Origin of the sequence: Kutzneria kofuensis, assembly GCF_014203355.1 — a bacterium.
Lineage (GTDB): Bacteria > Actinomycetota > Actinomycetes > Mycobacteriales > Pseudonocardiaceae > Kutzneria > Kutzneria kofuensis.
In genome coordinates this window covers 2,754,282-2,776,260 of record NZ_JACHIR010000001.1, presented here as the reverse complement: position 1 = coordinate 2,776,260, position 21,979 = coordinate 2,754,282, and the positions used below count along the sequence as shown (strand labels likewise).

Annotated in this window: 15 protein-coding genes; 9 read left to right on the top strand and 6 right to left on the bottom strand. The window is 70.9% G+C overall.

The features are described 5' to 3' along the window. Positions 1-520 precede the first annotated feature (520 nt). The 7 genes from BJ998_RS12595 (at position 521) to BJ998_RS12565 (ending at position 10,481) form a co-directional block, all read left to right on the top strand. Positions 521-1,051 (top strand): CcdC protein domain-containing protein, encoded by a 531-nt coding sequence (locus BJ998_RS12595; RefSeq protein WP_184861398.1) that lies wholly within the window; start codon positions 521-523, stop codon positions 1,049-1,051. Between the two features lie 390 nt (positions 1,052-1,441). Continuing rightward, the gene (locus BJ998_RS12590; RefSeq protein ID WP_184861396.1) at positions 1,442-4,192 is read left to right on the top strand and encodes a helix-turn-helix transcriptional regulator; all 2,751 of its coding nucleotides are present in this window, start codon (positions 1,442-1,444) and stop codon (positions 4,190-4,192) included. A gap of 187 nt (positions 4,193-4,379) precedes the next feature. Then, on the top strand, positions 4,380-6,068 hold the full coding sequence (locus BJ998_RS12585; protein ID WP_221337984.1) for a flavin monoamine oxidase family protein: 1,689 nt from the start codon (positions 4,380-4,382) through the stop codon (positions 6,066-6,068). A gap of 20 nt (positions 6,069-6,088) precedes the next feature. Then, on the top strand, positions 6,089-7,297 hold the full coding sequence (locus tag BJ998_RS12580; protein ID WP_184861394.1) for a glycosyltransferase: 1,209 nt from the start codon (positions 6,089-6,091) through the stop codon (positions 7,295-7,297). Positions 7,298-7,318: 21 nt separating this feature from the next. Next, on the top strand, positions 7,319-8,533 hold the full coding sequence (locus BJ998_RS12575; protein WP_184861392.1) for a glycosyltransferase: 1,215 nt from the start codon (positions 7,319-7,321) through the stop codon (positions 8,531-8,533). A gap of 113 nt (positions 8,534-8,646) precedes the next feature. Beyond that, the gene (locus BJ998_RS12570) at positions 8,647-9,747 is read left to right on the top strand and encodes a sensor histidine kinase (RefSeq protein ID WP_184861384.1); all 1,101 of its coding nucleotides are present in this window, start codon (positions 8,647-8,649) and stop codon (positions 9,745-9,747) included. Positions 9,748-9,809: 62 nt separating this feature from the next. Beyond that, positions 9,810-10,481: an acyltransferase gene (locus BJ998_RS12565; RefSeq protein ID WP_184861382.1), complete on the top strand. Its 672-nt coding sequence runs from the start codon at positions 9,810-9,812 to the stop codon at positions 10,479-10,481. Between the two features lie 52 nt (positions 10,482-10,533). On the opposite strand, the gene BJ998_RS12560 is transcribed toward BJ998_RS12565, so the two are convergent. Then, entirely contained in the window at positions 10,534-12,597 is a 2,064-nt protein-coding gene (locus BJ998_RS12560) for a polysaccharide deacetylase family protein (protein ID WP_184861381.1), read from the bottom strand. Between the two features lie 83 nt (positions 12,598-12,680). Next, a complete protein-coding gene (locus BJ998_RS12555; protein ID WP_221337983.1) occupies positions 12,681-16,316 on the bottom strand; it encodes an ABC transporter ATP-binding protein in 3,636 nt (1,211 codons plus the stop codon). Positions 16,317-16,615: 299 nt separating this feature from the next. Between BJ998_RS12555 and BJ998_RS12550 the strand changes: the two genes are divergently transcribed. After that, a complete protein-coding gene (locus BJ998_RS12550) occupies positions 16,616-16,849 on the top strand; it encodes a helix-turn-helix domain-containing protein (RefSeq protein ID WP_246489162.1) in 234 nt (77 codons plus the stop codon). A 3-nt stretch (positions 16,850-16,852) separates the two neighbouring features. Then, positions 16,853-17,650 carry a carbon-nitrogen hydrolase family protein gene (locus BJ998_RS12545; protein WP_184861377.1) on the top strand — a complete coding sequence of 266 codons (798 nt, stop codon included), beginning with the start codon at positions 16,853-16,855 and terminating at the stop codon, positions 17,648-17,650. Here the strand turns inward: BJ998_RS12545 and BJ998_RS12540 are convergent. The 4 genes from BJ998_RS12540 to BJ998_RS12525 form a co-directional block, all read right to left on the bottom strand. Beyond that, positions 17,637-19,175, bottom strand: coding sequence for a long-chain-fatty-acid--CoA ligase (locus tag BJ998_RS12540; RefSeq protein WP_184861375.1), 1,539 nt, complete (start codon positions 19,173-19,175; stop codon positions 17,637-17,639). The genes BJ998_RS12545 and BJ998_RS12540 overlap by 14 nt on opposite strands. A 26-nt stretch (positions 19,176-19,201) precedes the next feature. After that, positions 19,202-20,410 (bottom strand): 5-aminolevulinate synthase, encoded by a 1,209-nt coding sequence (gene hemA, locus BJ998_RS12535; protein WP_184861373.1) that lies wholly within the window; start codon positions 20,408-20,410, stop codon positions 19,202-19,204. 234 nt (positions 20,411-20,644) lie between these two features. Beyond that, entirely contained in the window at positions 20,645-21,796 is a 1,152-nt protein-coding gene (locus tag BJ998_RS12530) for a sensor histidine kinase (RefSeq protein WP_184861371.1), read from the bottom strand. A 25-nt stretch (positions 21,797-21,821) separates the two neighbouring features. Further along, positions 21,822-21,974, bottom strand: a complete 153-nt coding sequence (locus BJ998_RS12525; RefSeq protein WP_184861369.1) for a hypothetical protein — start codon at positions 21,972-21,974, stop codon at positions 21,822-21,824. Between the last annotated feature and the right edge of the window lie 5 nt (positions 21,975-21,979).

Genomic DNA, 21,979 nt, shown 5'->3' with positions numbered 1-21,979 from the left:
TCCGGTTCGTCGACGTCCGACGTCGAACCAAGGGGGGAACCTTGACAGTGCGGCACTGTGACGCCCGCGGGCGAGTGATGCTCGTAATCCTGGACACGCGTGCGGGCCGTGGAGCGAGATCGTCGAGAGCGTGTCGCCGCGCCACCACTGCCTGACGAATGGCGGGCGCGCACGTGTCGGCTGGTCGGGTGATCGCCGTCCGAGGGGAGCGGCGATCACCCGAACAGTCCAATTCGGGCCGGGCGGATTGAACGGCCGACCCCATTTGTGATGCCATGGCGGCGGCGGACCTTCGCGGCCGTCATCGCCATGTCGACGGCCAGATCCCGGTGTACCACCGGACGGTCGCGGCGACACCGGGAAACGCCGAAATCACCGGGTTGACTTCGCGGGTGTAGGACCGAGGTCCAACCGCGGTCAACCCTTAGGTGGACGCTATTCAAACTCGTCCGCCCATAGTCTTTCAGGCATCCGAGCCGGTTGAGAAAGCTTCTATCGGAGGTTTGCCTTGAGTACCGACATGAGGGACGGACTGTTTCTGTCCGGCATCATCCTCGCCATCGTCCTCACCACGCAGATCGGGCGGCACCGGGCCTGGAACTGGATTCTGATCCTGCCGTTCCTGACCTGCTCCGCCGGCGGTGTCGCCGCCCTGGTGCAGATGAAGCTGACCGTGGCGAACGTCCTGGCCACCCTGGTCGCGCTGGCCGTCGGAGCCCTGATCGGCCGCTGGCTCATCACGAAGATGCAGGTCGAGCGCAGTCCCAAGAACGGCAAGTTCTACACCAGGTGCGGCCTGGTCTACCTGTCGATCTGGGTCGGCGTCTTCGCGGTCCGCGCGGGCCTGCAGTACCTGATGGACACCGTGAAGCCGATCGCCGACGGCTACAACAGCTTCCGCGCCGCCGTCGACCTCGGCGCCGACCAGTTCTTCAACTTCTTCCTGTTCGTGGTGCTGTCGATGATCGTGGTCCGCACCATCGAGGTGTGGAAGCGCAAGGCGGCCATCAAGCGTGCCGAAGCGGCCGAAGGCGTCCCGGTCCGAGTCTGATCGGGCGCCACGGCCGACCGGCCCGGAATGAGTCGGGTTGAACCTGGGTGGAGGCCGTCTCCACCCAGGTTCAACCCGATTGTCACGTCGCTGACGTGCGGCGATGCGGTCACAGTCGACGGGCTCGACGGGTGGTGGAGCGCCGAACAACGCATCGAACTGCGGATACGCGCGTTCCACGCCATCGTGGCGGCGGTCACGTTCGAATACGGTCACGGCCCTGACCCCTAGGCACCCCTACGCACTCAAGGCCGCAAGAGTCCCGTTCAATCGCCACAACATCGGGTTGCGCGAAGTCGAGTACTGGTACGGTTCGGACGGAAACTCTTAGGAGGGAACGGTCGGTCTCGCGGGGTGGCGAAGGACCGACCGGCTAGGGGGGAAACCAGAATGGTCTTATTCGAACGCGCACGACAACTGTCTGTATTTACAGAACAAATTTTCGAAGGTTCGCGTGAATGCGGCGTGGCCACGCTCGTCACCGGTGCGGTGGGGACCGGGAAGACCGAGCTGCTGCACGCGTTCGGCGAGCAGGCGGCCCGGGCGGGAGCGCTGGTGCTCAGCGCGAGCGGCTCGCCCGCCGAGGACGAGGCGGCGCCGCTGGACACGTTCTACCAGCTGTTCCACAGCGTGGGCCTGCCCGTGTCGGCGGCGGCCAGGGCGGCGGCGCTGCTGTCGGCGGGCATGACCGCGGACGGCAGCCGGACGCAGCCGCACGTGCTGCACGGGCTGACCGCGATCCTGCTGGAGCTGGCCGAGGACACGCCGCTGGCGATCTGTGTCGACGACGTCGAGCACTCCGACGCCGCGTCGCTGGAGTGCCTGCTGCAGCTGATCCGGAAGATGCGGAAGGCGCGCATCTCCGTCGCGCTGACGCAGCGCACCGGAACGCGGCGGCAGTGGCAGCGCTTCCGCGGCGAACTGCAGCGGCAGCCGCACGTGCGCTACGTGAGGTTGACTCCGCTTTCCGCTGACGGTGTCGGCCAGGCACTGGCCGACCAGCTCGGCACGGGCGTCAGCGACGAGCTGGCGGCAACCGCTTTCCGGCTCACCGGCGGCAACCCGCTGCTGGTGCGCGCACTGGTCAGGGACAGCCTGACGGCCGTCCCCGGCGCGGTCGACCAGCCCCGACTGGTCACGGGCACCGCCTACCAGCACGCGGTGCTCAGCTGCCTGCACGGCGACGACAAGACCCTGTCGGAGGTCGCACGCTCGATGGCGGTGCTGGGCGCCGCCGGATCGACCACCTTGGTGGCGCGACTGGCCGAAGTGGAACATGAGCGTGTCTCGGCGGCGGTCGGCGCGTTGGCGGAGACCGGTCTGCTCGACGGCTGTGGATTCCGCCACCCCGCGATGGGCGAGGCGGTGCTGGCGGACGTGCCCGGCCGTGAGTTGGTCGAGCTGCACGGCCGCGCCGCCCGGTTGCTGTGGGCCAAGGGCATGCCGGCGATCACCGTCGCCGAACACCTGGTGGCGGTCGGCGCCGTGGAGCCGGCGATGGCGCCGGTGCTGCGGGAGGCCGCCGAGCAGGCGCTCGGCGAGGACCGGGTCGAACTCGCCGGCCGGTGCCTGGAACTGGCCGCGGACGTCTGCGACGACAAGCAGGAGCGGGCCAGCGTCATGGCGGCGCTGATGGAGCTGGAGTGGTGGGCCAACCACGGCTCGACCGCCCGCCGGGGCGGCCACCTGTCCGAGGCGATCTCCGCGGGGCACCTGTCGGGCAAGGCCGCAGGCGTGGCGATGACCCGGCTGCTGTGGCAGGGCCGGGCCGGCGAGGCGAAGATCGCGCTGGACCAGCTGGCGGCCGACGGCGCGACCAGCGAGCTGCGGCTGGCCGAGCTGACGCTGGCCACGACCTACCCCGGCGTCGACGTGCACGTGCCGGCGGCGCGCGGGCCCGAGGACCGGGTCGTGCCGACCACGGTCATCAACCAGCCCCGGCTCGGCGGCGCGACCGCGCTGGCGGCGGTGCTCACCGCGGGCATGCACGACGAGGCCATCGCCAGCGCCGAACACCTGTTGCAGAACACGCAACTGACCCACGGCACGGCCGACTCGCTGGCCGCCGCGCTGATGACGCTGATCTACGCCGACCGGCTGTACGAGGCGGCGGTGTGGTGCGACCACCTGCTGGCCGAGGCGAAGCTGCGTGAGGCGCCGGGCTGGGAGGCGCGCTTCGCGGCCTGCCGGGCGGAAGTCGCGTTCCGGCAGGGGGAACTGGCCGTGTGCGAGTCCAACGCGCGGCTGGCGCTGGAGCGGCTGTCCGCGCCGGGCTGGGGAGTGGGCATCGGCTTCCCGCTGGCCAACCTCATCCTCGCGGCGACGGAGATGGGCCGGCACGAGGAGGCGGCGTACTGGTTCAACCAGCCGGTGCCGCAGGCGTTGCTGGACACCCGTTTCGGGCTGCACTACCTGCACGCCCGGGGGCATTACCAGCTGTCGACGGGACGGCTGCACGCGGCGCTCGGCGAGTTCCTGTCCTGCGGCGAGCTGATGGCCATGTGGGGCATCGACCGGCCGACGTTGGTGCCGTGGCGTTCCGACGCCGCGCAGGTCTACCTGCGACTGGGGGAGATCGACAAGGCGCAGCGACTGCTGGACGAGCAACTCGCGCTGCTGCCGCCGGGGCCGTCCCGCACAAGGGGAATCACCCTGTGCGTCAAGGCGCGGGCCAGCGGTCTCAAGCGCCGCCGGCAGTTGCTGCGCGAGGCCGTCGACAACCTGCAGGCCGGCGGCGGGCGGCTGGAGCTGGCCCGGGCGCAGGCCGAGCTGGCCGATGTGTACCAGGCGCTCGACGAGCCGACCAAGGCCCGCACGCTGGCCCGCAAGGCGTGGCACATGGCCAAGACGTGCCAGGCCGATGCGCTGTGCCAGATCCTGTTGCCCGACGGCGGTCTGCCCAAGCTGCCGCGGCCGACGCAGCTGACCAGCCCGGAGGCGTTGGCGGCACTGACCGACGCCGAACGGCGGGTGGCCAAGCTGGCCGCGCTCGGCCAGTCCAACCGGGAGATCGCCGGCCAGCTCTACATCACGGTCAGCACGGTCGAGCAGCACCTGACGCGGGTCTACCGCAAGCTCAAGGTCAGCGGCCGCAGCGACCTGCCGAGCGAGTTCAGCGCGAGCATCGCCGACACGGCGTGAGCGGCGCCGCCGCCGAGTGTCCACTGAGGACTCTCGGCGGCGGCTTTCCCTAGGGGAACCTAGGGGTTGAGTGGGAACGACCCGGGAAATAGCGTAGTTCCCGTCACCTTTGCGACCTGAGCGGCCGCCCGAACCTCGTTGCATCGGGCCGGTATCCGCGGCCGGCTGGAATCCCGGGGGACCACTCATGAGCCTGACCATTGCCGACACCAGTGTTCACGCCGTCCGGCCGCTCCACGCGGTCACCATGTTCGGCCCGGACTTCCCCTTCGCCTACGACGACTGGCTGCTTCATCCGGCCGGCCTCGGCACGCTGCCGACGAGCCGGCACGGCACCGAGGTGGCGGTGGTCGGCGCGGGTATCGCCGGTGTGGTCGCCGCGTACGAGCTGATGCGCCTCGGGCTGCGCCCGGTGGTGTACGAGGCCGGCGAGATCGGCGGCCGGATGCGCTCGATCACCTTCGACGGCCACCCGGGGTCGGTCGCCGAGATGGGCGCGATGCGTTTCCCGCGCTCGGCCACCACGCTGTTCCACTACATCGACACGGTCGGCCTGCGCACCGAGCCGTTCCCGAACCCGTTGGCGCCGCACACCCCGAGCACCGTGGTGGACCTCAAGGGCGTCAGCCACTGGGCCCGCGTGCCGTCCGACCTGCCGGCGTCCTACCAGCAGGTCGGCGACGCCTGGGACAAGGCGCTGCGCGAGGGCGCCGAGGTGGTCGCCATGAACGACGCGATCCGGCGCCGCGACGTGGCCACCATCAAGTCGATCTGGAACCGGCTGGTGCGCGAGTTCGACGACCAGTCCTTCTACGGCTTCCTCGCCTCGGCGTCGGCCTTCTCCTCCTTCCACGACCGCGAGATCTTCGGTCAGGTCGGCTTCGGCACCGGCGGTTGGGACACCGACTTCCCGAACTCGATGCTGGAGATCCTGCGCGTGGTCTACACCGGCGCGGACAGCGACCAGCAGCGGATCATCGGTGGCTGCCAACAGCTTCCGCTCCGGCTCTGGGACCACGAGCCGGACCGGATCGACGGCTGGGCGCCGGGCACCTCGCTCGCGTCGCTCCACAGTGGAGGGCCCCGGCCGGCCGTGCGACGGCTGCGGCGCACCGGGCAGGGCATCACCGTCGAGGACGCCGACAACAACATCCGCACCTACCCGGCGGTGGTGTTCACGCCGCAGCTGTGGACCCTGCTGTCCAAAATAGACACCGACGAGTCGCTGCTGTCCAAGCCGCACTGGACAGCGGTGGAGCGGACGCACTACATGGGTTCCTCGAAGCTCTTTGTCATCGTGGACCGCCCGTTCTGGCTGGACCTGGACCCGGCGACGGGTCGGCACGTGATGAGCATGACGCTGACCGACCGGATGCCCAGGGGCGTCTATCTGTTCGACGACGGGCCGGACCGCCCGGCGGTGATGTGCCTGTCCTACACGTGGAACGACGACTCGCTGAAGTTCGCCGCGCTGTCGGCCGACGAGCGGCTCAAGGTCGTGCTGTCGTCGCTGCGCGAGATCTATCCCGGGGTGGACATCCGCTCGCACGTCATCGGGTCGCCCATCACGATCACGTGGGAGACCGAGCCCGACTTCCTCGGCGCGTTCAAGGCCAACCTGCCCGGCCAGTACCGCTACCAGCGCCGCCTGTTCACGCACTTCGTCCAGGATGATTTCGCCCGCGCCGAGCGGGGACTGTTCCTCGCCGGCGACGACGTGTCCTGGACCGGCGGCTTCGCCGAGGGCGCGGTGACCACCGCGCTCAACGCCGTGTGGGGCGTGCTGGCCCAGCTCGGCGGCGCGAGCCCGGCCGACAATCCCGGACCCGGTGACGTGTTCGACCGCATCGCACCGGTGCGACTGCCGGAGTCATGACCCACGAAAGGTGTTGTTAGATGCGCGTTCTGTCCACCGTCACGGGCTCGGTCGGGCACGCCCACGAGATACTGCCGATGGTGCGTGCCCTGGTCGCCGCCGGCCACCACGTCGTGGTCGCGCCCAGCCCGCACCTGGCGCCGGTCTTCGCCGGCACCGGCGCCGAGGTCGTCGACGCGATGCCGGACTTCCTGGCGTCCACCGAGCACCTGCGGACCCTGCGCACCACCGGCTTCCCCGGCTACGAGCCCGACGGCGGGCCCGCCGACCCGCGGATCGAGCTGATCGCCTTCGCCGCCGGCCCGCAGGTCACCACCGCGTACGAGGCGCTGCTGCCGATCGCCGAGGAGCTGCGGCCCGACCTGGTCTACCGGGAGGGCTCGGAGCTGGCCGGCTGCCTGATCGCGGAGAAGCTGGGCATCCCGCACATCACCGGGCCGACCGGCGTCGGCAACGTGCTCGACCCGGCCGGCCTCAACCTGCTGCTCAACGAGCGGCGCAAGGACGTCGGCCTGCCGGAGAAGGACGACGCCTGGTCGATGTACCCGAACGGCTGGCTGGACTCGCTGCCGGTCGGCTTTTCCTTCGCGCAGTACGACATGCCGGAACCGGTCCGCTACCTGCCGCCGATGCCGATGACCGACGACCCGCTGCCGGCTGAGCTGGCTGAACTGGCCGCCGACCGGCCGCTCGTGCTGGCGTCCATGGGCACGGCGCTGCCGACGGTGGCGGGGATGCGGCTGTCCGACGCCGGCCTGGCCCAGGCGATGGCCGACCCCGTGGACACGCTCCGCGCGCTCGTCGCCGGTCTGTCCACTGTCGACTGTCACGCGGTGGTCACCACCGGCGGCATTGCGCTCGACGGCGTCGATGCCGGCCCGAACGTGCACATCGTCGACCGGGTTCCGCAACCGCTGCTGCTGCAGTCGTGCGACCTGTTCGTCACGCACTGCGGCTTCAACAGCCTGCGCGAGTCGCTGCGGACCGGCGTGCCGATGATGATGATGCCCCAGTTCGGCGACCAGCCGCACAACGCCGACCGGGCGGCGGAACTCGGCCTCGGCGCGCGCGTTCCGGTCGTCAGCGCCGAGGCGGTGGCCGCGACGTGCCGGCAACTGCTGGCCGACGACAAGGTCCGCACCTCGGTCCGCACGGTGCAGCGGCTGCTGCTCGGCCTGCCGCCGATCCAGGCCGCCGTGCGGCACCTCGAGTCCCTCGCCACGGCCTGAGCCGGGACGGGAGAGCCCACCATGCGAGTTCTGTGCACGGTCTCCGGATCGCTCGGACACGTCCACAACATCGTGCCGCTGACCCGGGCCCTGAGCGAGGCCGGTCACCAGGTGCTGTTCCTCACCACCGACGAGCTGGCCGCGCGGCTGGCCCGGGAGCCGGGACAGGTGATGGCCGCGCTGGCCAACACCCGGCAGCGGATCGAGCCGCTGCTCACGTTCATGCGCACCGGCCAGGGCATGACCGTCGATGAGGCGCAGCGCTTCAAGGATCAGGCGTACGCGTTGGCTTCCGTGAGCACGGGGCCGCACCTGTCGGCCGCCGTGCGCGGAGTTCTGCCGACGATGAAGGAGTTCGCGCCGGACGTGGTGCTCCGTGACGGCGCCGAACTGGCCGGTTGCCTGATCGCCGAGCAGCTCGGCGTGCCACACGTCTCGGCGCCCTCCGGCGCCGGCAACATCCTCGACCCGTACCTGGTCTCGGAGCCGCTCGACCGGCGGCGGGCCGAGCTCGGCCTGCCCGAGCTGCGGGACCCGATGTCGATCCACCGGCACGGCCGCCTGGACTGCGTGCCGGCGCGGTACTCGTTCACCGCGCACGAGATCCCCAGCGCGCTGGTCTATCAGCAGGCCGAACCGCCGGCCGACCAGCGGGTGCTGCCGGCCGACATCGCCGAGCTGCCCGGTGACCGCCCGCTGGTGCTGGCTTCCGTGGGCAGCGAGCTGCCGAAGGCCGGCGCCACGATCGGCGGCGGTCTGTCCCTCGGCGTCGCCGATCCTGCCGACACGTTGCGGGCGCTGGTCGACGCTGTGTCCACACTGGACTGCAGCGCGGTGGTATCCACCGGACGGTTGTATGTAGACAGTCTGCAGTCGACGGAATCCGTGCGCGTGGCGGACTGGGTGCCGCAGCCGCTGGTGCTGCGCTGCGCCGACCTGTTCATCACCCACGGCGGCTACAACGGTATCCGTGAGGCGCTGCTCGCCGGCGTGCCGATGGTGGTGCTGCCGCAGTTCGGCGACCAGGACCACAACGCCGACCGTGTGGTGGAGTTCGGCCTCGGTGTCCGGCTGCCGGTGGCGACCACCGACCCCGAGCTCATCGCCGCCGCGTGCCGCGCGGTGCTGGCCGAGCCCGGGTACACCGCACGTGCCCGCCATGCACGGCGTCGAATGCTGGCCCTGCCCGGTATCGACACCGCCGTGGCGTGGCTGGCCGCGCTGGCCACGCGCTGATGGTCACCCTCGCGCTGGACACCGGCCCTGTACGCTGTCGGGCGCGAGGGGATCGGCCAACTGGGGGGAAGTCGGTGGCGGAGACACAGAGGCGCCGCAATTTCGTCGATCGAATGGCGCCGAGCTGGCTCATCGCCCAAATTCTCGGCACGATCATTCTCGCCGCCGCTTTCGCGCTCGCCGAGGAACCCAGTCCGTGGATCTGGGCTTGTTATGCGGCGTGCATGATCAGCTGGCTGATCTTCGCATTCCTGGAACCGTGGTATCCGCGCGTCGCGACCACCATGCTGGGAATCAGCGCGGTGGTGGCCGCCGCGGTGGCCGGCCCCGCCAACGACGCCACCGCGGTCGTGACGGCGTGCGTGCTGCTCGGCCGGTACATGTCGCTCGTGCTGCCCTCGGGCTACACCCTGCTCGGCGTGTTCGGCACCTGCCTGACCGCCACCGCCGTCAGCACGATCGTGACCGGTCACTCCACGACCGCGCTGGCCAGCTACCTCGTGCTCATCGTGCTGGTCACCCTTCTCGGCCTCAACCAGCGCCAGCAGCAGCTGCGCGCCGAGCAGGCCGAGGAACTGCTGGTCCAGCGGGAACTGGCGCAGGAGCAGCAGGTCCGGGCGGCCGCGCTGGACGAGCGGGCCCGCATCGCCCGCGAGCTGCACGACGTGCTCGCGCACTCGCTCGGCACGCTCAGCGTGCAGATCAAGCTGGCCGAGGCGCTGCTGGAGCAGGACGACCAGGAGGGCGCGCTGGCCACCGTGCGCAAGTCCAACCAGCTGGCCCAGGACGGCATGGAGGAGGCGCACAACGCGGTGTCCGCGCTGCGCGCCGACGTGCCGGCGCTGCCGGACGCCCTCACCGACCTGGTCGAACAGCACCGCCACCACCACGGCGAGGTGGACCTGGCCATCGTCGGCGACTCCCGGCCGATCCCGCCCGCCGCCGCGCTGTCGCTGCTGCGGGCCACCCGGGAGGCGCTGACCAACACCGCCAAGCACGCCCCGGGCGAGACGGTCACCGTGCGCCTGGAGTTCGCCGAGAAGGCGGTGCGGATCGTCGTGCGCAACCCGGTGCCGGCGGCCAGCCCGTCCGGTCGGTCCAGCGGGCACGGGCTGACCGGGATGCGGGAGCGGCTGGCGCTCGTGCACGGCACCATCGAGGCCGGCAAGCAGGCCGACGGGCACTGGCAGGTCACCGCCGAGGTGCCCGAATAACGTCCTCCGGAATTCCCGCAATTCTTGGTCTCAATTCCCCTGGTCGCTGCTAGCCTTGCTGTATGACAGATCCTCGTTTTTCGTTGATGGACCTGGTTCGCGCCGACCCGAAACGTGCCGGCGCGGAAATACGGGAATTCTGGCGCTGGGCGAAGCGGGGCGCCGCCATCACCGCGGACACGGCGGAGGCGGCCGAGTTCGGCGCATTCGGCGACGAGAGCTTCCTGGCCTTTCCGCAGGGGGTGATCCGGGGCGAGTCGCACATCGAGATCGGCCGCAACTGCTGGGTCAACGAGCACGTCACGCTGGCCGCCGGGCCGATCTTCGCCCGGCCGGACACGCCGGAGCCGATCATCCGGCTGGGCGACGACGTCGTGCTCGGCCAGCACACCGACATCGTGGCCCTGCACTCGGTGGTGATCGAGGACAAGGTCTGGACCGCGCCCGGCGGCATCTACATCACCGACCAGAACCACCGCTACGACATGGTCGACCAGCCCATCGCCTACCAGGACCCGCAGGACGTGCACCCGGTCCGGATCGGCGCCGGCAGCGTGATCAGCACTCATGTCACCGTCCTGGCCGGGGCCAACATCGGGCCGAACACGCTCGTCGCCGCCGGCGCGGTGGTGCGCAAGGGCGACTATCCCTCGCACTGCGTGCTGGCCGGCGTGCCGGCCCGCCCGGTCCGGCGCTGGACCGAGGACGCGGGCTGGCACCGGGTGGCCGGCTGAACCCGTTGGCGGGCAAGCGAATGGGGCCTCGCGGACGAGGCCCCATCTCGGCTCAGCGGTGCCCGGCGTGGGCGAACTCGGGCGTCAGGTGCAGCACGTCGCGCGCCACCGCCAGCCAGCGGTGCACGAACGAGTCGTGCACCGGCCCGGCGCCGATGATGAAGTCGACGTGCCGGTCATGCGGCTTGACGGCCAGCGACAGGCAGTGCCCGGCGGCCTGCCACCGTGGCGTGGTGATCGAGGCCTGACTCGGGTCGAACCCCAGCCAGCACTGGTGGCCCTGCCAGTTCCAGCCGCGCCACGCGTCGCCGCCGATCTCCGTGATCCCGTCCCGGCCCGACACCAGCGAGCCGAGGTAGTCCGGGATCAGCGCGTTCTCGATCGTGCTGTCGCCGTACGCCGGCAGCTGCACACACACCACCAGTCCCGGCACACCGTCGATCAGCGAGTACCGCCGCACCTCGGCCGACGGATCGGTGTCGCGCGGGTACAGGTCCACCGCCACCGCGTCGGGACGGTGCACCGCCACCGACGGAACCCACGGCAGGTGCGGCCGCTGCGAGTCGGTGATCGCGCCGGGATGCCCGGGCGGGGTGTCCATGAACCGGTGCAGCTCCTCCTGGAAGTTCCAGTGGTCCAACGGGTTTCCCACGATCAGGGCCGAACCGGCCGGCGTCGACGAGCGCTGAGTGACGACGTCGCCCGGCCGGCGGTGCACCAACATGCTGACCCGGGCGCCGTGCTGCGGCGACACCACGGCCCAGATGTCGTTGCTGACCAGCATCAGCTCCTCGGCCCCGTCGCCGTCGATGTCCCAGAGCCCAGCGGCCGGGCTGTAGGCCGGGCCGGCCGACCACCGGGCCGCCGCCAGCAGCGGACGGGCCAGCTTGGTGTGCGACGCGACGGCCCGGACCCAGGGCGCCAGCACACCGGTCGGGTTGCCGTGTTCCCGGTCGTGCCAAGCGGTTTCGTGGTTGCCGACCATCAACAGCCGGTCGGCCAGGTCGACCAGCCGCTGGTCGTACTGCTCGGCGACCTCGGGCGCGCGGGCGGCGTCCACCTCGTCCTCGACGGCGGCGAGCAGCTCGGCGTACGGACGCCAGGACGGCTGGTCGGACCAGCCCCGGTAGTCGGTGCCGGCCCGCCACTGGACCTCCAGCTCGTAGTAGGCGCCGGCCTCGACGACCGGCCCCGGCTGCGGTGTGTGCTCGTCCAGCCAGGCGTCCAGCGAAACCGGCCGCACACCACCGTTTCCGGCGACCCAACGCAGCAGTTCCGCGTAGCGGTCCAGCGCCGGCTGCCAGCCGGCGACACCGACCGTGCGCTCCAGGTCGTCGGCGTAGACCGCGATCATCGAGTCCGGGTCGTCGGACCGGGTGGCCAGGTCGTCCAGCAGCGCGTCGAGCAGGTGCAGGTGCGCGCTGGTGGGCGGCGGCATCAGGTACCGCAGGTGCGCCGAGATCGGGACGAACGACAGCGGCCGCGGCTGCTCGACGGTCCGCGGTACGAACAGGCGCGGGTCGGCCAGGCCCGGGGTGAACGCCGGCGGGCGCTGCGGGTCCCAGGTGTACGGGCCACGCAGGTCGACGCCGCCGCGGCAGTCGGCGGGATAACCGTCCTGCGGCACGGCGGGGGACAGCAGCCGGTCGTCGACGAGCACCCGCTTGAACCCGCCGCCGGGCAGCGTCGGGTCGGTCAGCACCTCGTGCAGGTCCGGGTGCCAGACCCGTTCCGGCAGCCACGCCGTCGGCAGCGCGCCGCCGGGCACGTCGAGGTGACGCTCCAGCAACTCGGCCATCGTCCGCACCTGCCGGCGGTTGATGGCCGCGCTGCCCAGCGGCATGATCGGCTCGGAGTAGGTGCCGCCGAGCAGGGTCAGCACGCCGGCGGCCACCAGTTCCCGCACCTTGGCCAGGAACTCCGGGTGGTGCCAGGCCACGGCCTCCACCAGCGTGCCCGACAGGTGCAGCGCGGCCGGAATCCCCAATTCGGCGTGCAGTTCGAGGGCGGCCGTGTACCCCTCGCAGATTCTGGTGATGCCGTCCCGGTCCTCGTACCCGTCGGTGATGACCAACTGATTGGCGTGGTGCACGAACGCAAGGGGAATCCCAGGCATGGTTCTACTTTCTCGAAGCGAAGGAAACAGAAGGCGCGAAGCGAAGTGACGGAAGGAAAGGTGCGGGTGGCGCGGGAAAGGCGTCAGCCGCTGACCGAAACGTTCTCGGCGGCGCCGGCTCTGACCGTGAACACGCGCCACATCGCGGCGTATTCGCCGTGGGCGGCCAGCAGCTCGGAGTGGGAGCCTTCCTCGACGATCCGGCCGCCGCGCATGACGAGAATGCGGTCGGCGCGGGCGGCGGTGGTCAGCCGGTGCGCGACGAGCACGCAGGTCCGGCTGCCCGCGAGGGAGGCGGTGGCGGCCAGGTAGGCGGACTCGCTGGCGCGGTCCAACCTCGCGGTGGCCTCGTCGAGCACGAGCAGGTCGGGGTCGATCAGGTACGCCCGGGCCAACGCGATGAGCTGGCGCTGCCCGGCCGACAACGCCCGGCCACCCTCGCCGACCTCGGTGCGATAGCCCTCGGGCAGCCGGCTGATCGCCGCGTGTGCGCCGACCGCCCGCGCGGCGTCCTCGATCTGCGCGTCGGTGGCGTCCGGCCGGCCGTAGGCGATGTTGTCCCGCACGGTCGTGGCGAACAGGTACGGCTCCTGCGGGACGACGCCGAGCCGTCGGCGGTAGGCGACCGAGTCGTAGTCACGGACGTCGACACCATCGACGAGAACCGCGCCGGTGACGGCGTCGTAGTCCCTGGTCAGCAGCTTGACCAGGGTGGACTTGCCGGCGCCGGTCCGGCCCACCACGGCGACGGTCTCGCCGGCCCGCACGCGGAAGCTGAGGTGACGCACGGCGTCGCGCTCGGCGCTCTGGTACCGGAATCCGACGTTGTCGAAGCACACCTCGCCGCGCAGCCGCCGTACCGGCACCGGATGGGCCGGGGCCGGTGGAGTCGGCTCGCGCAGCAGGCCGGCGGTCCGGCGCAGGCCGACCGACGCCTGCTGGAAGCCGTCGATGACCTGGGACAGCTGCAGCAACGGGCCGAAGAACATCGTGACGTAGAGCAGGAAAGCCACCAGCGTGCCGGTACTGAGCGTGCCGGCGGCCACCGCGCCGGCGCCGACCGCGAGCACGATGGCGGTGGCGATCTCGGCGATCAGCTCGACGAACGGGAAGTAGGTGGCGATCAGGCGCAGCGTGCGCACGCGGGTGTTCCGGTAGCGGTCGTTGACCGCGGTGAACGCCGCGATGACGCTGTCCTCTCGGCGCAACGCCTGGATGACGGGCAGGCCGGCCAGGCTCTCCTGGATCCGCTCGGTCACCATGCTGATCTCGTCACGGGCCTGGCCGTACAGGCGCGGCGCGCGCCGCCGGAACAGCACCGCGGCCACGGCCAGCACCGGCAGCACGCAGAGCAGGGCCAGCGTCAGCCGCACGTCGAGGCCGAACAGCACGATCAACACGCCGCCGAAGGTCGCGCCGCACACCAGGGCGTTGAGCAGGTCGTTCTGCAGGAAGTTGGCCAGCGCGTCGACGTCGGCGGTCATCCGGGTCAGCAGCGCGCCGGCCGGCTGCCGCTCGTGGAAGTCCAGGCCGAGCCGCTGCAGCTGGGCGAAGATCTTCACCCGCAGCGTGTAGAGGATCCGCTCGCTGGTGCGGCCGGTGACCCGGGTCTCCAGCAGGGACAGCCCGGCCCCGACGGCCACCGCGAGCAGCGCGATCACCGTTGCGGCCGTGAGCACGCCGCCGGAGTGGGCCGTGACGCCGTGGTCGATGCCGTACCGGATGATCACCGGCAGCGCCAGCTCGGTCACCGACACCAAGCCGAGTAGCGCGACGCTGAGCAGCAGGCCGCGGGCGAACGGCCGGAGCAGGCTGCGCAGCCCGAAGCCGGGATCCGCGGCGGCCGCGTCGGACACCGCCGGCGCATCCGTCTCCGGCGGCAGCGCGGCGACCTGCGCCAGCAGTTCGGACGTCGCCGCGAGCGACTCCGGCGAGGATTCGAGGCGACCACCGGCCTGGTGGGGAACCGAGGGGAGTGACCGGCGGTCGCCTCTGGCAGTGGCGGTCACGGGGAGTTGCCGCCACGGGTCGGGAAAGTCCTGGTCGGTGGTCTCGTCCACCATCAGCCGCCGGTAGTCGGGGCAGCGTTCGAGCAGCTCGGCGTGGGTACCGGTGTCGACCACGGCGCCGGCGTCGAGCACGCAGATCCGGTCGGCGAGGTTGAGCGTGGACGGCCGGTGCGCGATCACCACCGTCGTGCCGCGACCGCGCCGCTCCCGCAGCGCCGCGTGGATCTCGGCCTCCACCACCGGGTCCACCGCGCTGGTGGCGTCGTCGAGCACCAGCACACGCGGGTCGGCCAGCAGCGCGCGGGCCAGGGCGATGCGCTGGCGCTGGCCACCGGACAGCGCCATGCCCTGCTCGCCGAGCACGGTGTCGTAGCCGGCCGGGAGCAGCTGGACGAACTCGTCGGCCTGGGCGGCGCGGGCGGCGGCGGTGATCTCGGCGTCGTCGGCGTCGGGACGGCCGAAGGCGATGTTGGCGCGCACGGTGTCGTGGAACAGGAACGGGTCCTCGGAGACGACCGCGACGGCCCTGCGCACGGAGTCCAGCTCCAGGTCGCGGACGTCCTGCCCGTCGAGGCGGACCGCGCCGGAGTCGACGTCGCGGCACCGGCTCAGCAGCAGCGCGAGCGTCGACTTGCCCGAGCCCGACGGCCCGACGACGGCGATCGTCTCGCCCTCGTCGACGCGCAGGCTGACGTCGGCCAGCACCGAACCGGAGCCGTAGCCGAAGCTCACCCGGTCGAAATCGATCCGGCCGCGTGGCGACGGCAGCGGCTCGGCGTCGGGACGGTCCCGCACCACCGGCCGCGCGTCGATCACCTGGAACACGCGGGTGATCCCGGCCAGCACCTGCTGCCCGTACGTGATCACACCGGCCAGGTAGCGCACCGGCACGACCAGTTGGGTCATGTACGCGGCGAAGGCGACGAAGACGCCGAGGCTGACCCGGCCGGTGAGCGCCAGCCAGCCGCCGACGAGCAGCACGGCGACCAGGCCGAGCGCGGGAATGGACTGCAGGAACGGGTTGAACACGGAGTTCAGCCGGACCAGCCGCAGCCGCCGGGCGAACAGCACCTTGGCCGCCGCCACGAACCGGGAAAGCTCCCGCTCCTCTTGTCCGAAGGCCCGAACCACCCGTACGCCCGCGGTGTTCTCGCCGAGGATGCCGGCCAGTTCGCCGGCCTGCTGCTGCGCCGCCCAACTGGCCGGGAACAGCGTGCGGTGGCTGAGGTGGGCGGCGATGGCCAAACCGGGACCGACCAATAGCGCGACGGCGGTGAGCAGCGGCGACAGCCAGAGCATGACGATCAGGTAGCCGCCGAAGAGCAGCACGGTGCCCGCCGCCATCGGCAGGCCGTCCAGCAGGCCCTGCACCAGGCTGACGTCGGTGCACGCACGGCTGAGCAGCTGGCCGCTGGACATCTCGTCCCGGCGCGCGCTGTCGAGCCGCTGCGTCGCGGCGAACACGTCCGCGCGCAGTTCGCGCTGCACGTCGAGGGCGAGCCGGCCGCCGAAGTACTGGCGGGTCGCCGCGGCCGCGAACCGGATCACGCCGGCCAGCACCAGCAGCACGATGTAGGGCGTGAGCGGATCGAGATGGGCGACGATCACCCGGTCGATGACCCGCTGGCCGATCAGCGGCGCCAGCACCGAGCACGCCGTGCTCACCGCGACGCCGGCCAGCGTCATGGCCACCGCGCCGCGCCTTCGCACGACACGAGACCACAGCCTCGCCGCACCGGAGCGCCTCCCGACAGCAGTCGGCACCTTGACTTCCCCCCAAGTTCGATCGACGAGCAATCGCGAATTCCCGCCCGCCGGCGGCCGGTCGTCGGTCTCGTTCACCCTCCACAATCGATTACCGTTCGACCATAAAGCCGGCGGCGAGCCAACTCGCCAACCTCGGGGTGGATCTCAGGTTGACGTCAGGTGGAGGCGGCTCCATCCACCTGAGACAACCTCGCTATCAAACTCGGCTCGAACCGTCGCAATGCTACGTTCTTTTCGTGGGAATGGGGATCCGCTGGCGCGACACCGAAATCACGTCGTTAAGTGCGGTCGAATGCCAGGTGGCGGCGCTGGCCGCGCTCGGCCACACCGATCAGCGCATCGCCGACCAGCTCGCCATCGCCGTGCGCGCGGTGGAGGCGTGCCTGGCCGCCGTCTATCGCAAGCTCGACGTGCGCAGCAGCCGGGACCTCGCCTACAAGTTCCACCTGAGCGGCGGGTTCGCCCCGTACAGTTAGGGCATGGGGGAACGCACGGTCAGGATCGCCTGCTGGCAAAGCAATGGCGCGGAGAATGTCGACGCCGGCCTGGACGCGCTCGACCGCGTCGCCGAACGGGCCGCGGCGCAGGGCGCGCAGTTGTTGGTGACGCCGGAGATGTCGCTGACGGGCTACCAGATCGGCCGCAGCCGGCTGCTGCGCAGCGCGGAGCCGGCCGACGGGCCGATGTGCCGCGCGGTGGCAGAGATCGCCCAGCGGCGCGGCATAGCCGTGGTGTTCGGCTGGCCGGAGGCCGTGGGCGACGCCGTGTACAACAGCGTGCAACTGGTCGACAGCAATGGCGCGGCGCTGGCCACGTACCGCAAGACCCACTTGTACGGCGCCGCCGACAAGGCATTCACGCCGGGCGAGCGCGGTGTCGTGCAGGCCGAGCTGAACGGGCTCACGGTCGGCCTGCTGATCTGTTACGACGTCGAGTTCCCCGAAGCGGTCCGCGCCCACGCGCTCGCCGGCACGCAACTGCTCGTGGTGCCGACGGCGCTGATGCGGCCGTGGGAGATCGTCGCCGAGCTGCTGGTGCGGGCGCGGGCGTTCGAGAGCCAGCTGTTCATCGCGTACACCAACAGGATCGGTGGCGAGGGGACGCTGCGCTACTGCGGGCTCAGCCGCGTCGTCGCGCCGGACGGCCAGGTGCTCGTCGACGCCGGCGACCAGGAGGAGCTCCTGGTCGCCGACGTCGATCCGACCGTGCTGGCCAAGGCCAGGGCCGAGACCACCTATCTGACCGACCGGCGGCCGGAGTTGTTCAGCGGGCGGTGAAGTGGTCGCGCAGCTCGCGCTTGAGCACCTTGCCGCTGTTGCCCAGCGGCATCGCGTCGACGAACTTCACCACGCGCGGGTAGCGGTAGGCGGCCAGCCTTTCCTTGCACCACGAGATGATCTCGGCCGCGAGCGCCTCGCCGGCCTGGTGGCCGTCCCGGAGAACCAGGACCGCGCAGACCTCTTCGCCGAGGCGCTCGTCCGGCAGGCCGATGACGGCGACCTGGGCCACCGCCGGGTGGCGCGCCAGCACCTCTTCCACCTCGCGCGGGTACACGTTGTACCCGCCGCGCAGCACCATGTCCTTCTTACGGTCCACAATGGACAGATAGCCGTCGGCGTCCTTGACGCCGATGTCGCCGGAGCGCAGCCAGCTGTCCACGATCACCTGCGCGGTCGCTTCCGGCTGGTTGAGGTAGCCGGCCATCACGTTGTGACCGCGGATGACGATCTCGCCGCGCTCGCCGGCGGACAGCAGTTCGACGCGGTCCTCGACGTCGGCGCGGGCGATTTCCACGTCCACGCCCCAGATCGGCCGGCCGACGGTGCCCGGCCGGCACGGCCAGTCCTTCTGGTTGTACGCCACCACCGGCGAGGTCTCGGTCAGCCCGTAGCCCTCGTAGATGGGGCAGCCGAAGGTGTCCTGGAACCTCTCCAGCACCACCACCGGCAGCGACGAGCCGCCGGAGTAGGCGCGGTTCAGCGGCGGCCGCCTCGGGTCGGAGGCGGCGACGTCCAGCAGCGCGGTGTACATCGTCGGCACGCCCTGGAACAGCGTGCAGCCGTGGTCCACCATGAGATCCATCGCCCGGGCGGCGTCGAAGCGGTCCATCAGCACCATCGTCGCGCCGGCCCGGAAGCAGGTGTTCATCCCGCAGGTCTGGCCGAAGGTGTGCGACAGCGGCAGGCAGCCGAGCAGGACGTCGTCGACGCTGAAGTCGAAGGGGGACAACATGGTTGTGCTCACGTTCATGACGACGTTGAGCTGCGTGAGCATGGCCCCCTTCGGCCGCCCCGTGGTGCCCGAGGTGTACAGGATCACCGCGAGCTCGTCGGGTTCGCGTGGCAGGTACCCGTCGACCGGCGCGACCTTGCCGGCGAGCACGTCCAACCGCGGCAGCCCGGTGTCCCGCTGCTCGCCGACGGTGAGCAGCGCCGTCCCGGCCAGGTCGGCGGCCTTGCCCGCGGTGCCGAGCAGCGAGGCGTCACACACCAACGCCTTCGCCTCGCAGTCACGGAGGATGTACGCGACTTCGTCGGCCACCAGCAGCGTGTGCACCGGGACCATCACCGCGCCCAGCGCGAGCACCCCGAAGTACACCATGGGAAACACCGGCGAGTTGGGCAGCGCCACGGCGACCGGGTCACCCGGTCCGACACCGTGCTCCCGCAGCGCCGCCGCGTAGCGCCGGGCGCCCGCCCAAAGGTCGCGATAGGACACTCGCTCGTCGTTGAACACGACGGCCGTGCGGTCCGCGTGCCGCTGCGCCGAGTCGGCCAGCACGGCGGCCAGCGAGACGGACATGGCTTCTCCTGCCTGGTCTCGGCCGGTCAGGACCGGGGCAGGTCGAGGTCCCACCAGACCTGGTCCAGCGCCTCGACCATCTTCTCCACGTCGGTGGTGGTGTGCGCGGCCGACGGCGCCGAGCGCAGGATCTCCTCGCCCACCCGGACGCTGGGGGCGTTGATCGACTGGATGTAGATGCCGTGCCGCTCCAGCAGCAGCTGGAACGCCTGCTTGCAGCGGTCGTCGTCGCCGACGAAGATCGAGACGATGTGCGACTCGTCGGACAGGAACGGGATCCGCCGCTCGCGCAGCAGCCGGTGCAGCAGCGCCGCGTTCTCGTGCAGCACGGCCCGTTCCACGTCCGAGGAGCGCAGGTGGCGGACCGCGGCCAGGCCGGCGGCGGCCACGGCCGGCGGCAGCGCGGTGGTGAACACGAACGAGCGGGCGTGCGTGCGGATGGTGTCGATCAGCACCGACGGGCCGGCGACGTAGCCGCCGATGGTGCCGAAGCCCTTGGCCAGCGTGCCCATCACCACGGTGAACTGGTCGGCGATGCCCTCACGGGCGGCGATGCCGGCGCCCTGCGGGCCGTACATGCCGACGGCGTGCACCTCGTCGACGTAGGTCATCGCGTCGTAGCGGCGGGCCAGCTCGGCGAACTCCGCCAGGGGCGCCACGTCGCCGCCCATCGAGTAGACCGACTCGAAGACGATCAGCTTGGGGCGGTCGGGATCCGCGGCCGCGAGCAGCTCCTCGAGGTGCTCGACGTCGTTGTGCCGGAACACGCGCTTCTCGGCGCCGCTGTGCCGCAGGCCGTCGATGATGGAGGCGTGGTTGTGCGCGTCGGAGAAGACGACGCAGTTGTCCAGCCGGGCGGCCAGGACGGTCAGCGCGCCGTCGTTGGCGGTGTAGCCGGAGGTGAACAGCAGCGCGTCCTGCTTGCCGTGCAGCTGGGCCAGTTCCCGTTCCAGGGCGACGTGGTAGTGGTTGGTGCCGGCGATGTTGCGGGAGCCGCCGGCGCCCGCGCCGTGCTCGTCGATGGCCTGCTTCATGGCCTCCAGCACGCTCGGGTTCTGTCCCATGCCGAGGTAGTCGTTGCTGCACCAGACGCTGATCTCGCCGTCCTCGTCCTGCCGGCCGCTGGTGGTCGCCGCCGGGAAGCGGCCGGCGTGCCGGCCGACCTCGAGGAAGTCCCGCCGGCGCAGGGTGGAGTCCGACAGCCCACGCTCGTAGATGGCCATGTACTGAGACATGCGTCAACTCGCTCTCTGGTTCGGCCGCCAATTCCAATCCAGGGTGGACAGTGCGGAGAAGCGATGTCCCTTGCCGTGGAGGACACTGCGCATTCCGTGAGCGGCCGAACCAATTTATGAGCGGGTCGGAAGGGTCAACAACCCCAGGGGCCCCCTACTGTGGGAAACGGAATTCCACTGTGGACGGGCTGATCGCGCGCAGGCGTCGGCGGGAGAGCCGCCGGTTTTGACGGGCTATTCCGAGACCTCGGCGGTGACCCGCCAACTCGTGCCCTCGTCGTGGTGCCCCGCCACCAGCGTGCCGCCGAACAGGGCCAGGCGTTCCCGCATGCCGGCCAGTCCGTATCCCGGCGACCGCTCGTCCGGCGGCTGATCGTCGGTTCTGACCGCATTCACCACGTCCAACCGCACCTTGTCACGGTCGTAGGCGAGGGTCATCGTGACCGGCGCGGACGGCGCGTGCTTGGCGGCGTTGGTCAGCGCCTCGCGCGCGGTGCGTACGAGGGAGACGGTGGCGGCCGGTGAAGTCGCGCGAAGCTCGCCTTCGGTGCGCAGGTCCACCGTGCCGCTGTGCTCGTTCTGGTGCTCCTGGACGAGCTGGGCCAGCGCTTCGGGCAGGGACGGATAACCGGCCCGCAGGGCGGCCACCGCATTGCGGGCCTCGCGCAGCCCCTCGTCGACGAGCCGGTCCGAGCGGTGCAGCGTGCGCAGCGCGCCGGGGCGGTCCCGCCCCTCGATCAGCGCCTCGGCCAGCTTGAGCTGCACGCTCAGCGCGCCGAGCGAGTGCGCGAGCACGTCCTGGATCTCCTGGGCGATCCGGGTGCGTTCGTCCAGCGCGGCCGCCCGGCTGCGCTCGCGTTCGGTGAGCGCGATCTGGCTCAGCAGCCGCTCGGCCTGCTCGGTGCGCAATCCCTGCTCACGGCGGTTGAGGCCGAGCAGGAACAGCAGCAGGATCACCGCGGGATAGCCGAACAGCTCGGCCGGCGGCCGGTCCAGCACCGCGCAGCTGCCCATGGTGGCGGCGACGCATGCGACGACGTAGCCGAGCAGCACCGAGCCGGGAACGATCGTGAGGATGACGAACCGGCCCACCACCAGCGTGACCAGGATGCTGGCGGTGCCGTCGGTGGACAGGCCGGTGACGAACGCGGGCAGCAGCCCGCTGATCGCGACCATGGTGGCGCCGAGCCGGGGCATCCGCGGGTCCACCACGACAAAAAGCACCCAGCAGAACAGGCTCGCCCCGTAGACGACCCAGAGCCACGGACTACTCACGGTAGCCGTGGCCAGGGTGCCGATCATGATGCCGGAGCCCAGCAGCTGGATGACCAGCCAGCTGGGAGCGAGCCGGTCGACGATGTGCTGCCGCGAAACCGGGGCTGTCATCTGCGTCCCGTCCGTCGTCGGGGTGCTACTTCCGGTTCCCGACCTTCTTGTAGATGATCACCATGGAAACCAGCACGATGATGACGAGCACCGCGACGATGGCCGCTTTCCACAGGAAATCCGTCACCAGCATCGACAGGTAGTCGCTGCCGCCGTCGGCGAGCAGGGCGTTGATCATCGTTT

Bases quoted from the DNA above. Each gene is read 5' to 3' on its own strand.
- BJ998_RS12570 (WP_184861384.1), top strand. From the start codon at position 8,647: ATGGCGCCGAGCTGGCTCATCGCCCAAATTCTCGGCACGATCATTCTC.
- BJ998_RS12575 (WP_184861392.1), top strand. From the start codon at position 7,319: ATGCGAGTTCTGTGCACGGTCTCCGGATCGCTCGGACACGTCCACAAC.
- BJ998_RS12540 (WP_184861375.1), bottom strand. From the start codon at position 19,175: ATGTCCGTCTCGCTGGCCGCCGTGCTGGCCGACTCGGCGCAGCGGCAC.
- BJ998_RS12530 (WP_184861371.1), bottom strand. From the start codon at position 21,796: ATGACAGCCCCGGTTTCGCGGCAGCACATCGTCGACCGGCTCGCTCCC.
- BJ998_RS12525 (WP_184861369.1), bottom strand. From the start codon at position 21,974: ATGATCAACGCCCTGCTCGCCGACGGCGGCAGCGACTACCTGTCGATG.
- BJ998_RS12545 (WP_184861377.1), top strand. From the start codon at position 16,853: ATGGGGGAACGCACGGTCAGGATCGCCTGCTGGCAAAGCAATGGCGCG.
- hemA (WP_184861373.1), bottom strand. From the start codon at position 20,410: ATGTCTCAGTACATGGCCATCTACGAGCGTGGGCTGTCGGACTCCACC.
- BJ998_RS12585 (WP_221337984.1), top strand. From the start codon at position 4,380: ATGAGCCTGACCATTGCCGACACCAGTGTTCACGCCGTCCGGCCGCTC.
- BJ998_RS12595 (WP_184861398.1), top strand. From the start codon at position 521: ATGAGGGACGGACTGTTTCTGTCCGGCATCATCCTCGCCATCGTCCTC.
- BJ998_RS12580 (WP_184861394.1), top strand. From the start codon at position 6,089: ATGCGCGTTCTGTCCACCGTCACGGGCTCGGTCGGGCACGCCCACGAG.
- BJ998_RS12565 (WP_184861382.1), top strand. From the start codon at position 9,810: ATGACAGATCCTCGTTTTTCGTTGATGGACCTGGTTCGCGCCGACCCG.
- BJ998_RS12590 (WP_184861396.1), top strand. From the start codon at position 1,442: ATGGTCTTATTCGAACGCGCACGACAACTGTCTGTATTTACAGAACAA.
- BJ998_RS12560 (WP_184861381.1), bottom strand. From the start codon at position 12,597: ATGCCTGGGATTCCCCTTGCGTTCGTGCACCACGCCAATCAGTTGGTC.
- BJ998_RS12550 (WP_246489162.1), top strand. From the start codon at position 16,616: ATGGGGATCCGCTGGCGCGACACCGAAATCACGTCGTTAAGTGCGGTC.